The sequence below is a fragment of the Actinophytocola sp. genome, assembly GCF_035942955.1.
Taxonomy (GTDB): domain Bacteria; phylum Actinomycetota; class Actinomycetes; order Mycobacteriales; family Pseudonocardiaceae; genus DASYTH01.
In genome coordinates this window covers 39,494-52,112 of sequence record NZ_DASZCQ010000217.1, presented here as the reverse complement: position 1 = coordinate 52,112, position 12,619 = coordinate 39,494, and the positions used below count along the sequence as shown (strand labels likewise).

The 12,619-nt window shown below is 72.9% G+C and carries 10 protein-coding genes; 7 read left to right on the top strand and 3 right to left on the bottom strand.

The genetic code is table 11. The annotated features are described in order from the left end of the window. Positions 1–10: 10 nt before the first annotated feature. The gene (locus tag VGX25_RS22150; protein ID WP_326919832.1) at positions 11–784 is read right to left on the bottom strand and encodes an ABC transporter ATP-binding protein; all 774 of its coding nucleotides are present in this window, start codon (positions 782–784) and stop codon (positions 11–13) included. 81 nt (positions 785–865) lie between these two features. After that, a complete protein-coding gene (locus tag VGX25_RS22145) occupies positions 866–3,070 on the bottom strand; it encodes an ATP-binding domain-containing protein (RefSeq protein ID WP_326919779.1) in 2,205 nt (734 codons plus the stop codon). A gap of 199 nt (positions 3,071–3,269) precedes the next feature. Here VGX25_RS22145 and VGX25_RS22140 point away from each other — a divergent pair, with 199 nt between their 5' ends. From VGX25_RS22140 to VGX25_RS22110, 7 genes are all read left to right on the top strand, one after another. Further along, positions 3,270–3,641: a hypothetical protein gene (locus VGX25_RS22140; protein WP_326919778.1), complete on the top strand. Its 372-nt coding sequence runs from the start codon at positions 3,270–3,272 to the stop codon at positions 3,639–3,641. Positions 3,642–3,646: 5 nt separating this feature from the next. Next, a complete protein-coding gene (locus VGX25_RS22135; protein WP_326919777.1) occupies positions 3,647–4,918 on the top strand; it encodes a hypothetical protein in 1,272 nt (423 codons plus the stop codon). Between the two features lie 4 nt (positions 4,919–4,922). After that, a complete protein-coding gene (locus VGX25_RS22130) occupies positions 4,923–5,525 on the top strand; it encodes a hypothetical protein (RefSeq protein ID WP_326919776.1) in 603 nt (200 codons plus the stop codon). 10 nt (positions 5,526–5,535) lie between these two features. After that, the gene (gene glgX / locus VGX25_RS22125; RefSeq protein ID WP_326919775.1) at positions 5,536–7,653 is read left to right on the top strand and encodes a glycogen debranching protein GlgX; all 2,118 of its coding nucleotides are present in this window, start codon (positions 5,536–5,538) and stop codon (positions 7,651–7,653) included. A 168-nt stretch (positions 7,654–7,821) separates the two neighbouring features. Continuing rightward, positions 7,822–8,328, top strand: a complete 507-nt coding sequence (locus VGX25_RS22120) for a cysteine dioxygenase family protein (protein WP_326919774.1) — start codon at positions 7,822–7,824, stop codon at positions 8,326–8,328. Next, the gene (locus tag VGX25_RS22115; RefSeq protein ID WP_326919773.1) at positions 8,325–8,723 is read left to right on the top strand and encodes a rhodanese-like domain-containing protein; all 399 of its coding nucleotides are present in this window, start codon (positions 8,325–8,327) and stop codon (positions 8,721–8,723) included. The genes VGX25_RS22120 and VGX25_RS22115 overlap by 4 nt, the downstream gene beginning before the upstream one ends. A 156-nt stretch (positions 8,724–8,879) precedes the next feature. Next, complete coding sequence (locus tag VGX25_RS22110) at positions 8,880–10,025, top strand: hypothetical protein (protein ID WP_326919772.1); 1,146 nt, start codon at positions 8,880–8,882, stop codon at positions 10,023–10,025. On the opposite strand, the gene glgP is transcribed toward VGX25_RS22110, so the two are convergent. Next, on the bottom strand, positions 10,022–12,592 hold the full coding sequence (glgP, locus tag VGX25_RS22105; protein ID WP_326919771.1) for an alpha-glucan family phosphorylase: 2,571 nt from the start codon (positions 12,590–12,592) through the stop codon (positions 10,022–10,024). The genes VGX25_RS22110 and glgP overlap by 4 nt on opposite strands. Positions 12,593–12,619 lie beyond the last annotated feature (27 nt).

Below are 12,619 nucleotides of genomic sequence, written 5' to 3'. Positions count from 1 at the left end.
GACTGGCAGGTTACCCGGCGGTACGGCGGCGGGCGAAGTAGCGGTCGCCGGAGCGCTGCACCTGGAGCTCCGCCCCGAACGTGGCGGACAGGTTCTCGCTGGTCAGCACGTCGTCCAGCAGCCCATGAGCGACCACGGCCCCGTCCCGCAGCAGCATCAGGTGGGTGAAGCCGGGCGGGATCTCCTCGACGTGGTGGGTGACCAGGATCGTGGTCGGCGCGTCCGGGTCGAGCGCCAGCTCGGTCAGGCGGGCCACCAGGTCCTCCCGGCCGCCGAGGTCCAGCCCGGCCGCGGGCTCGTCGAGCAGCAGCAGCTCCGGGTCGGTCATCAGCGCGCGGGCGATCAGCGCGCGCTTGCGCTCCCCCTCGGACAGCGTGCCGAACGGCCGGTCCCCGAGGTGCGCGACGCCCAGCGCCTTCATCAGCTCGGCGGCCCGCGCGGTGTCGGTGGACTCGTAGGCCTCCCGCCAGCGGCCGAGCACCGCGTATCCGGCGCTGACCACCAGGTCGCCGACCTTCTCCTCGCCGGGGACGCGGGACAGCAGCGCCGCGGAGCAGAAGCCGATCCGGGTGCGCAGCTCGAACACGTCCACCCGGCCCAGCCGCTCGCCGAGCACGTGCACCGTGCCGGTGGTCGGGTGCAGCTCGGCCGCGGCCAGCCGGAGCAGGGTGGTCTTGCCCGCCCCGTTCGCGCCGAGGATGACCCAGCGCTCGTCCAGCTCGACCTGCCAGTCCAGCCCGGTGAGCAGGTGGGTCGCGCCGCGGCGGACGCCCACGTTCGCCATGCGCACGACAAGGTCGTCATCAACGGCCACAGCGCTATTCAACACAGTGTTGGATCCGATGTGCGGGCGAGGCCGGTAGTACTACTCGCCGTTGTCGGCCGGCGGCCGGCACACACCGACCCCTCGGCGGACCTCCGGCCCGGCCTCGGCGCCGGTAAGCCCGCACAGGTGCCGCGGCAGCTCCGTGGTGTGCAGCACCCCGAGCCGCCGGGTCGCCCTGGTGAGCGCCACGTAGAGATCGGCCGGGCTCTCCACGAGACCCGGCTCGACCACGATGACCTCGTCGAACTCCAAACCCTTTGCGGCACGCGGCGTCAGCACGGTTGCCGGCACGTCCAGCCGCACCTTCTCCGGGGCGATCACGGCGACCGTGCCGTCGCCGGCGGCCTCGACCGCGCGCCGCACCGCACCGGCCAGCTCGACCTGCGCGACCCGGCGGAACCACGGGCGCTCCCCGGTCCAGCGCACCGACTCCGGCGCCTGGACGCCCGGCAGCACCCGCGCCGCGACCTCCATGATCTCGGCCGGGGTGCGGTAGTTGATCGTGAGCCGGCGGTGCGCCCACCGGTCCGCCACGAACGGCTCGAGCATCGCGCCCCATGAGCGCGCGCCGGCCGGCGACTCGCGCTGGGCGAGGTCGCCGACGATCGTGATCGACCGGCTCGGGCAGCGCCGCATCAGCACCCGCCAGTCCATTTCGGACAGCTCCTGCGCCTCGTCGACGACGATGTGCCCGTAGGCCCACTTCCGGTCCGCGGCGGCGCGCTCGGCCAGCGTGCGGTGGTCGAGCTCGACGTGCCGCTCGGCCAGCCGCTCGGCGGTGAGCACGTCGACCGCGCGCAGCAGCTCGGAGTCCGGGTCCTCGTCGGTGTCGAGTATCTCCAGCACGCCCTCGGCGTACTCGACCGGGTCCTGCTCGGGCGCCCGCTCCGCCCGCTGCACCGGGCCGAGCAGCTCGGCGGCCTCGTCGAGCAGGGCCACGTCGGACACCGTCCAGGCGTCGCCGGCCGGCCGGTACAGCGCCGAGCCGGCCATGGCCACGGCCAGCCGCGCCGGGGAGCTGAACAGATCGGCGAGCAGTCGCTCCGGGGTCAGCGCCGGCCACAGCCGCTCCACCGCGGCCGCCAGCTGCGGGTGCTTGGCCAGCTCGGCACGGATGTCCGGGCCGAGGATGTCGTACAGGTCGGCGTCCCCGTCGGCCAGCGGGTCCGCGGCCAGCTGGGCCTGGATCTCCGGGTCGAGGATGTCGTACTGCTCGGGGTCGATGCGGTCCACCGCCTGCCGGGTCAGCGCCTCGACCACGGCGTCGGCGAACACGGCCCTGGCCTGGTTGTGCCGCAGCCCGGTGGCCCGCGCCTCGTCCCTGGCCTTCGCGGCGAGGAACCAGTCGATCGACACGGTGACGTCGTCGAGCTCGATGGAGATCGGGTCCATCGGCAGCTCCTGGCGGTCGGCGACCGCGGCGGCGAGCACGTCGACCATCGCCACGGAACCCTTGAGCCGCTTGATCTCCGGCGACTCCTCGGCCGTGACCGACAGCCCCGGCCACAGCTCGCCGGGCGTGGCGAACACCACGTCGGTCTCGCCGAGCGAGGGCAGCACGTCGCCGATGTAGCGCAGGAAGCCGGCGTTGGGCCCGACGATCAGCACGCCGGCGTGCGACAGCCGGTCCCGCTGGTGGTACAGCAGGTAGGCGACCCGGTGCAGGGCCACCGCGGTCTTGCCGGTGCCGGGCCCGCCGTCGATCACCACCACACCGGCGTGCGCCAGCCGGATGATCTCGTCCTGCTCGGCCTGGATCGTGGCCACGATGTCGCGCATGGTGCCGTCGCGCGGCGCGGCCAGCGCGGCCAGCAGCGACGTGTCGGCCCCGTCGGCGGCCGCCACGTCGAGCAGATCGTCGTGGAAATCGATGATCCGGCGCCCGCTGGTGCGAAAATGCCGGCGCCGCACCAGGCCCTCCGGCCGCGCGCCGGTGGCGCAGTAGAACGGGCGCGAGGCGGGCGCGCGCCAGTCCACCAGCAGCGGCTCGTAGTCGTTCTCGGCGTCGAACAGCCCGATTCGGCCGATATACGCGCGGCCGCCGTCCCGGCCGTCGATGCGGCCGAAGCACAGCCCGCTCTCCGCCACCCGCAACCGGTTCACCTGGGTCGAGAGGGTCCGCACCCGAACGTCCCGCTGCCAGCGCGCCTCCGGGTCGGTGGCCGAGCTGTCCCGCAGCGCCCGGTCGAGCTCGGCCCGGAGCACACCGCGCTCGGCATCCAAACGCTCATAGAGAAAACTCACGTATTCGCGCTCGGCAGGCAATTCCGAGTTTGTCAAGAGCCCCTCACCTGTGGTATCCTCAAGCAACCTTCGCGGCGTTATCGGAATTGTCGGTAGCGCCGATTTTCTATTATGAACGCATTGTCAAGCCGCGCAGCGGCCTTGCCCGGCCGTGCAACACGGCTGTCGGCGCGCCCTGGCCGGCCGGTCTACTGGGCGCATGGGACAGGGTTATGTGGCCGACACGGACGCGCTGGCGATCCGGGTCGGGGAGCTGCGGGCGGTGGCCGGAGAGGTCGAGGGGGCGTGCTCGGCGTTGGAGATCGCCGGGTGCGACCTCGGCCCGGGAGAGCTCAACGCGGCCGTCGCGGAGGTCGTCGGGCAGTGGCGGGACAACCTCGTGGCGATGACGGACAAGATCAACACGATCGCCGGCAACGTGAGCAGTGCCTGCGCGAACTATGCGACGCTGGAGCAGCAGGGCGCGGACGCCATGCGGGCACTGGCCGAGGGCAAGGTGGTCGAGTCCCAGCTTGACGTGCTGCGCGGGGCGGCCGCGGTCGTGCTGGCTCGGCAGCGGGTGGGGGGCTGATCGCGATGGGGCGCAGCTTCCCGGCGCTGGGTTTCGACCCGGCGGAGGGCGACAAGGGGTCGGTGCAGGCCGTGTTGCTGTCGATCGCCACGGCCCTTGAGACGATCAACGCGACGCTGCCGCGGCTGGAGGAGGCCGCGACCATCACCGACGACGCGGACTGGGGCGGCAGCGCGGCCGAGGAGTTCAGCGACCACGGCGACGACCTGCCCATGGCGCTCGGCTCCGGGGCCGAGTCGATGAGCGCGGCGGCCGAGGGGCTGAGCACCTGGGCCGGGCAGCTCGCGGCCAACCAGGCGCGCGCCGACGAGCTGGAGCGTAAGGCCAAGGAGCTCAAGGAAAGGATCAAGCAGGCCGAGGCCGAGCTGGCCGACGCGGCCGGCGCCATCCCGCGCGACGCGAGCAACCCGCAGTACCAGGCCCGGTACGACGCGTACCTGGGCGCGGTCGACAAGTGCGCGCGGCTCGACGACGCGCTGCGGAAGGTGATCGACGACGCGACCCGGCTGAAGGCCAGGCACCTCCGGCAGGCCACCGAGGCCGCCGACAAGATCCGCAGCGGGCCGGACGACGCGTTCGAGCCGGAGAACGACACGTGGTACGTCCAGACGCTCGACGGCGTGTCCAAGGTGTCCGGCATCGTCTCGGCGGCGACCGGGGCGGCGGCCGCCGGGCTCGCGCTGACCGGGGTCGGCGCCCCGGCGGCCGCGGTGCTCGGCACGGTCTCCGCCGGCACGGGCGCCGTCAACGCGCTGTCCGGGATCGGGCAACGCATCGCCGGCTCGAAGAACGCCCCGGGCAACCTCGACCTACTGCTCAGCGCCATCCCGGGCCGTACGGTCACGTCGGGCGCGATCGGGGGAATCAAGGGCCTGGCCCGGCCCACCATCGGGGCGAGCCGGGCGCGCAACGGGCTCCGCGGGCTGCGCGAGGGCGCCGCCGACGGCTTCACCTCCGGCGGCTACCCGGCGATCGTCAAGGACCTGCGCGAGGTCCGGGACCTGGCCAGGAAGTACGGCTCGGTGGAGAAGGCGTTGCGGGCCAAGGCCGCGACCGATGGCGCGATCAAGGTGCTCAGCGGCGACGCGAAGCTGGCCGGCGAGGCGTTCGCGAAATCCGTCGACGCCACCGTCAAGACCATCGAGGCGTCCGGCACTCAGCTGACCCCGGCCCAGCGGCGCGAGCTGGAGCTGCTCAAGGTTCTGGCCAACCCGACCCAGAGCCAGCTGGAGAACGCGGCGATCAACACCGCGACCAACGCGGCCAAGGGGAAGTAGCACCATGCGACTCGCCATGCCGGACGCGGTGCACCGGCTCCCGATGGAAGCGCCGGAGCGGGCGGTCCAGGAGCTCGCGACGATCATCGGCCGGCTGCGGGACACGCCGGCCGGGACCGCGGCCGAGCGCGAGGCGGTGGCCAGGGAAGCGGTCGAGGCGGCCCGCGGCGAGGGGGCGTTCCTGATGGCCGTGGTGACTCCGCCGGACGCGGCGCCCGCCATCCTCACCGGGGTCGTGCTCGAGATCCCCCCGGCCTGGACCGACGACGTCGCCGAGCGGCTGCGCGACTCGCTGGAGGACGTCGGCGGGCCGGACGTCCGGGAGACGATCACGCTGGACACCGGGCTGGGGCCGGCGGTGATCGTGCAGCGGGTGCCCGGGGTGGAGCAGGCAAGGGAGCGCCGGCCGCTCAGCCTGCAGCTGCAGGCGTTCATCGCCGAGCCGGGCACCGACCGGATGCTGCTGTTGACGCTGGCCAGCCCGGCGACCGACGGGTGGGCGAGCCACCAGCTGCTGTTCGGCGAGCTGGTCGCGTCGGCGTCGGCCGCGGGCGGGTCGGTGGAAGAGGAAGAGTCTTTCGAGCATCACACGTACCGACTGGGGTAAACATGTACGGGTGTCCTCCCCGCTGCATATCCTGCCCGGCCGCCCGTTCCCCCTCGGCGCGCACTCCGAGGCCGGTGGGGTGCGCTTCGCGGTGAGCTCGTCGGTCGCCGAGGCGGTCGAGCTGTGCCTGATCTCCGAGGACGGCGACGAGCAGCGGATCGAGCTGACCGAGCGCACGTTCGGCATCTGGCACGGCCTGGTTCCCGGGGTGATCCCGGGGCAGCGGTACGGCTACCGGGTGCACGGGCCGTACGCCCCCCTGCACAGGGTGCGGTGCAACCCGGCCAAGATCCTGGTCGACCCGTACGCCCGGCGGATCACCGGCACCCTGCGCGAGCTGGATCCGGCGCTCGGCTACACCGGCGACCCGATGACCGGCCCACCGTCCGAAGTGGACTCACTGGGCAAGGTGCCGCTGTCCGTGGTCACCTCGCCGGGCGGCCCGGACACCGGGGTCAAGCCGGACGTGCCGTTCGAGGAGACGGTGATCTACGAGCTGCACGTCCGCGGGTTCACCAAGCGGCACCCGGACGTGCCCGAGCACCAGCGCGGCACCTACCTCGGCCTCACCCATCCGTCCGTTGTGGACTACCTGGTCCGGCTCGGTGTCACCGCGGTGGAGCTGATGCCGGTGCACGCGTTCGCCGACGAGCCGCCGCTGCTGCGCTCCGGCCGGCACAACTACTGGGGCTACTCGACGCTCGGATACTTCGCCCCGCACCCGGGCTACGCCAGCGAGCCCGGCCGGGAGCTGGCCGAGTTCCGCACGATGGTCGCCGCGATGCACGCCGCCGGCATCGAGGTGCTGCTGGACGTGGTGTTCAACCACACCTGCGAGGGCTCGGTGAGCGGGCCGACGCTGTCCCTGCGCGGCCTGGACGCGCCCGCGTACTACCTGCTGGACGCGCAGGGCCGGGACGTGGACCTGACCGGGTGCGGCAACACGCTCAACCCCGCGTCCCCCACCGTGGTCCGGATGGTCGTCGACTCGATGCGCTACTTCGCCACCGAGCTCGGCGTCGACGGATTCAGGCTCGACCTGGCCACCGCGCTCGGCCGGCCGCACGGCGGGGAGTTCGACCCGCACTCCCCCCTGTTCACCGCGATCACCTGCGATCCCGTGCTGGCCCAGTGCAAGCTGATCGCCGAGCCGTGGGACGCTACCGCGGCCGGCTACCGGATCGGGCAGTTCTCTCCACAGTGGACGGAATGGAACGGCATCTACCGGGACGGCGTCCGGGACTTCTGGCGCGGCGCGGTCGGGGTGCGCGACCTGGCCTACCGGCTGTCCGGCTCGGAGGACCTCTATGCGGCCAACACCCGCCGGCCGTGGGCGTCGATCAACTTCATCACCGCGCACGACGGGTACACGCTGCGCGACCTGGTTTCCTACCAGGACAAGCACAACGAGGCCAATGGGGAGCAGAACCGGGACGGCACCAATGATCACCGCTCGTGGAACTGCGGCGTCGAGGGCGAGACCGACGATCCCGCCGTGCTGTCCACCCGCGACCGGCAGGCCCGCAACCTGATGGCGACGCTGCTGCTGTCCACCGGCACGCCGATGATCTGCGCGGGCGACGAGCGGTGGCGCACCCAGCACGGCAACAACAACCCGTACGTGCTCGACGACGAGACGAACTGGGTCGACTGGACCCCGGCCGAGCGGGCCGAGGACATGCTGGCGTTCACCCGCCGGCTCACCCTGCTGCGCGCCGTGTCGCCGGCGCTGCGCCAGCCGGCGTTCTTCACCGGGCGGCCGACCCGCTCCGGCGAGCCGGACCTGGTGTGGTTCCGGCAGGACGGGCACCCGATGACCGACGGGGACTGGTTCGACGACGCGCGGCGCTTTCTCGGCATGTGGATCGACGGCTCGGAGTCGCTGTCCCGGGACCGGGCGGGCGAGCTGGTGCCGGACGACTCCTGGCTGGTGCTGCTGCACGCCGGTGATCGGCCGATCGACGTGACGCTGCCCGGTGTCCGGTACGGCAAGCGGTACGAGCCCGAGCTGGACACCACCTCCCGGCGCGGCACGCCGGCGTCGAGCATCCCCCTGGAGCCGGGCGACATCGTGGCCATGCCCGCTAGAGCGCTGCTGGTGTTCCGGGCGCCGCGTACCACCACTTGAGACGGCTGGTGGTGACTCGACCGGCATGTCACGGTAGCGCCATGGTCCGGTCGACGCCGCGCTTGCTCTGGCGTGACCGCACGGTCGATCTGCTCCTGGTGGCGTCGTGCGGGTGTACCGCCGCGCGCGCCTGACCACCACGACCATCCCGACACCCAGGAGCATCCGATGACGGCTTCTCTTGCCCTGCGCTCTGCCCGGCTGGACGACCTGCTCGCTCGCCGGGGTTCACCGTGGACACCGAGCCAGCTGCGCGACCTGACCTCGACCGTGGCGGCCGAGCTGTACGAGCCGCTGCTGGCCGAGCTGCGCTTCCGCAGCCCGGACCGGTGGTGGACCCGGCTGCGGCTGACCGACGAGGTCGAGCTCTGGCTGCTGTCCTGGCTTCCCGGCCAGGGCACCGTGCCGCACGACCACGGCGGCGCGGCCGGCGCGTTCACCGTCATGCTCGGCAACCTGGCCGAGACCTACCGGTACCCGTCCGGGCCGATCAACAACCAGCTGCGCGGCACCGGCTCGTCGATCGGCTTCGACCCGTGGCGGGCGCATATCGTGCAGAACCTCGGGCCCGACCGGGCGGCCAGCGTGCACGCCTACTCCCCGCCGCTGGTCCCGATGCGGGAGTACACCAGCCTGCGCGACATTCCGCCGGATCTGGTACCCATGGAGCCATGAGCGCGGTTGACGATCTTCTGGCCGAGGCAAGGGCCGAGCTGGATCGGGTGGAGCCGGCCGAGGCCGAGCGGCTGCGCGCGGCCGGCGACACGCTGCTGGTGGACATCCGGCCGTACGCGAACCGGGCCGCGGAGGGCGAGATCCCCGGCGCCGTGCCGGTCGAGCGCATCGTGCTGGAGTGGCGGCTGGACCCGCACGGCAGCCACCGGCTGCCCGGGTTCACCGAGGACAGCAGGGTGATCGTCGTCTGCAACGACGGCTACGCGTCCAGCCTGGCCGCCCGCGACCTGCGCCGGCTTGGCCTGCGCCGGGCGACCGACCTGGTCGGCGGCTTCCGCGCCTGGCGTGCGGCCGGCCTGCCGACGCAGGAGGGTGGCACTCCGGCGGTGCCCTAGGGGTTTCCTTGACCCGTCTGAAGACCCTGTCGCCTCGTTCCTCGGCGACAGGGCGGTGTTCGATGGTTCGCTCTGCAAGCTCCGCTCACCGGTCTTGCCCCTTTGGCCTCCCGCGGGGCCATGTGGGGAACTTGCGGACAGGCGTAGCGTCTGCTCGTGCGCACACTGCTGCGGCCCGGATGGCTGGTCGTCGTCGCCACCGTGGCGGCCATCGTGGCGATCGAGTGGTCGGTGTCGGGCGTGCTGGCCGGCCTGGCCGGCGCCGCGCTCGGCGTGCTCGCCGGGCTGGCGGCGCTGCAGCTCGGCCTGCTGGCCGGCGCGCTGGTCCTCGGCGTGCGGGTGGATCGCGTCGTCATCGGCATCGGCCCGCGGCTGCTCGAGTGGGGATCCACGGCCCGGACCCGGGTGCTGCGCACACTCCCGGTGCTGCTGTCGGTCAGCGTCGGTCCGGGCCGGGCCCCGGTGCGGCCGCGGATCTGGGGGGCGGCGCTGTGCTCGGCGATCGTCGGGGCGGCCGCGTCGGTGCTGGCCGTGCTCGCGGCGCTCGGCGGCGGCTCGGCGGTGCTGCACGGGCTGGCGATCACCTGCGGCCTGACCGTCGGCCACGCGCTGCTGCCGAGCAAGACCCCGATCTCCACCTCGACCGGCTGGATGCTGCTGCGGCTGCCCCGGCTCGGCGGCCGGCACCTGCAGCAGCTCGAGGCGGCGCCGCTGACCAGGGCGGCGATCGACAGCGCGCACACCGGAGACCTGGCCAAAGCCGAGAAGATCGCCGCGCAGCTGGCCGAGTCCTACCCGGAGCTGCGCACCGCGATCGCGGCCCGGATCGTGGTGCTCGAGGCGCGCGGCCGCTACGCCGAGGCGATGGTGCTCGCCGTGAAGCTGGCCTCCCAGCTCGACCAGGAGCCGCACGAGGCCGCGGTGTCGTTCGCCGCGCTCGCCGGCCTGGCCTGCGCCACGGTGGAGGCCGGCCAGCTCGACGCGGAGCTCGGCCTGTCCACCGCGAGCACCGCCATGTCCAACGCCGAGACCCTCGGCTTCCCCAGCCACCGCCTCAACGGCTCCCGCGCCCTGCTGGCCCTGCTGCGCGGCAACCTCGACCGCGCCATCTCCCTGGCCCGCCTGGCCGCCGGCGGCTGCGACGACGTCATCGCCCGCGCCGACGACCTCGCCACCCTCGCCCGCGCCCACATGGCCGCCGGCGACAACCGCACCGCCCGCCGCGTCCTCACCGAAGCCGAGCGCCTTGTCCCCTGGTGGCCCCGCGTCGCCGCGACCCGCAGCCGGCTGGAGGTCTGTTAGGCGAGCACCACCCGGCTGAGCTCGGCGGGGGAGGCGAGGAGCTCGTGGCGGGGTAGGACCCGGGCGGTGACGCCGAGGGAGCCGGTGTGGGGCAGGGGGAGTTGGGCGAGGTAGCGGCCGTCGTCGAGTTTGGTCATGGTGGCGGTGACGACGTCGGTCAGCTCGTCGGTGTCGCCGACGCGGCCGATTACGGCTTGGACCTCGACGTCGGAGGGGTCGAGGCCGGCCAGGTCGACCGTGGCGTGCACGCGGACCGGCTCGCCGAGCACGGCGGCGTGGCCGTCCTCGAAGCCGAGCTCGCAGTCGGTGATCCGGACGTGCGGCCAGGCGCCGGCCAGCCGGGCCCGGTAGGCGGCCAGATCCTTGGCGAGCTTGAAGCTGTCCGCCCTGGCCCGGCCGACCGCGGTGGCGGCGGGGGCGTAGTGGGACTCCACGTACTCGCGCACCATCCGCGAGGCCTGCACCTGCGGGCCGAGCGAGGCGAGGGTGTGCCGCACCCGGGCCAGCCACCTGGTGGGCACGCCGTCCACGCCGCGCTCGTAGAACAGCGGCGCCACCTGGGAGCCGAGCAGCTCGTAGAGCGCGGCGGCCTCCAGGTCGTCGCGGCGCACCGGGTCGTTGACGCCGTCGGCGGTGGGGATCGCCCAGCCGTTGCTGCCGTCGTACAGCTCGTCCCACCAACCGTCCCGAATGGACAGGTTGAGACCGCCGTTGAGCGCCGACTTCATCCCCGAGGTGCCGCAGGCCTCCAGCGGCCGCAACGGGTTGTTCAGCCAGACGTCGCAGCCCCAGTACAGGTAGCGGGCCATCGACATGTCGTAGTCGGGCAGGAACACGATCCGGTGCCGCACGTCGGGGTCGTCGGCGAACTTGACGATCTGCTGGATCAGCGCCTTGCCGCCGTCGTCGGCCGGGTGCGACTTGCCGGCCACCACCAGCTGCACCGGCCGCTCCGGGTGCAGCAGCAGCGACTTGAGCCGCTCGTGGTCGCGCAGCATCAGCGTGAGCCGCTTGTAGGTCGGGACCCGGCGGGCGAAGCCGACGGTGAGCACATCCGGGTCGAAGATCTTGTCGGTCCAGCCCAGCTCGAGGTCGGACGCGCCGCGCTGCAGCCAGGCCGAGCGGACCCGGCGGCGCACCTCGCGGACCAGCCGGTCGCGCAGCCCGCAGCGCAGCTCCCACAGCACCGCGTCGGGCAGCGGCTGCAACCCGCCCGACCCGATCTCCAGGATGTGACTGTCCAAATCGGACTCACCGTGCAGCAGGCTGGTCATCTCCCGAGCCGCCCAGGTGGGCCCGTGCACCCCGTTGGTGACCGAGGTGATCGGCACCTCCGCGGTGTCGAAGCCGCGCCACAGCCCGCCGAACATCTCCCGGCTCACCTGGCCGTGCAACCGGGAGACCCCGTTGGCGCGCTGGGCCAGCCGCAACCCCATGTGCGCCATGTTGAACATGCCCGGGTTGTCCTCGGCGCCCAGCTCGAGCACCCGGCGCAGCTCGATGCCCGGCAGCAGCGTGCCGTCGCCGAAGTAGTGCTGCACGAGGTCGACGGGGAACCGGTCGATCCCGGCCGGAACCGGGGTGTGCGTGGTGAACACCGTGCCCGCGCGGACCGCCGACAGCGCCTGGTCGAAGTCCAGCTGCTCGCCGGACACCAGCTCGCGCACCCGCTCGAGGCCGAGGAACCCGGCGTGGCCCTCGTTGGTGTGGAACACCTCCGGCTGCGGGTGCCCGGTCAGCTCGCAGTAGGTACGCACCGCCCGCACCCCGCCGATTCCGGCCAGGATCTCCTGGCGGATGCGGTGATCCTGGTCGCCGCCGTAGAGCCGGTCGGTGACGCTGCGCAGGTCGTCGGGGTTGTCCTCGATGTCGGAGTCCAGCAGCAGCAACGGAACCCGGCCGACGCCGGCCTTCCAGATCCGGGCCCGAAGCACCCGGCCGCCGGGCATAGCGACGTGCACGAGGATCGGGGCCCCGGACGGCTCCACCAGCAGCTCCAGCGGCAGCGCGTTCGGGTCGATCACCGGGTAGTGCTCGATCTGCCAGCCGTCCAGCGACAGCGACTGGCGGAAGTATCCGGACCGGTAGAGCAGGCCGACCCCGATCAGCGGCACGCCGAGGTCCGACGCCGCCTTGAGGTGGTCGCCGGCGAGCACCCCGAGGCCGCCGGAGTAGTTCGGCAGCGCCTCGGTCACGCCGAACTCCATGGAGAAGTACGCCACCGCGTCCGGCATCCGCGCGCCGTCCGGGCCGTGCCCGGCCACCTCGTCGCGCCGCCGCTGGTACCACCGCGGGCCGCTGAGGTACCGCCGCAGGTCGTCGGAGACCGCGCCGGCCCTTGCCAGGAACGGCGCGTCGGCGGCCAGCTGCTCGAGGCGCTCGGCGGGAACCTCGGCCAGCAGCCGCAGCGGGTCGCCGAGCCGCTCCCATGCCTCGGGGTCGACCGCGGCGAACAGGTCCTGTGTGGGCGGATGCCAGGTCCAGCGCAGGTTGGTGGCGAGCGTTCCCAACTCGGCCAACGGTTCCGGCAACCCGGCACGAACGGTGAAGCGGCGTACTGCTTTCATCCTGGCGACCTTAGACGACGGCCGGCG

What these genes read in the sequence shown, in the direction of transcription:
- VGX25_RS22135 (WP_326919777.1), top strand. Translation starts at nt 3,647, where the DNA reads ATGGGGCGCAGCTTCCCGGCGCTGGGTTTCGACCCGGCGGAGGGCGAC.
- glgP (WP_326919771.1), bottom strand. Translation starts at nt 12,592, where the DNA reads ATGAAAGCAGTACGCCGCTTCACCGTTCGTGCCGGGTTGCCGGAACCG.
- VGX25_RS22120 (WP_326919774.1), top strand. Translation starts at nt 7,822, where the DNA reads ATGACGGCTTCTCTTGCCCTGCGCTCTGCCCGGCTGGACGACCTGCTC.
- VGX25_RS22130 (WP_326919776.1), top strand. Translation starts at nt 4,923, where the DNA reads ATGCGACTCGCCATGCCGGACGCGGTGCACCGGCTCCCGATGGAAGCG.
- VGX25_RS22140 (WP_326919778.1), top strand. Translation starts at nt 3,270, where the DNA reads ATGGGACAGGGTTATGTGGCCGACACGGACGCGCTGGCGATCCGGGTC.
- VGX25_RS22115 (WP_326919773.1), top strand. Translation starts at nt 8,325, where the DNA reads ATGAGCGCGGTTGACGATCTTCTGGCCGAGGCAAGGGCCGAGCTGGAT.
- VGX25_RS22150 (WP_326919832.1), bottom strand. Translation starts at nt 784, where the DNA reads ATGGCGAACGTGGGCGTCCGCCGCGGCGCGACCCACCTGCTCACCGGG.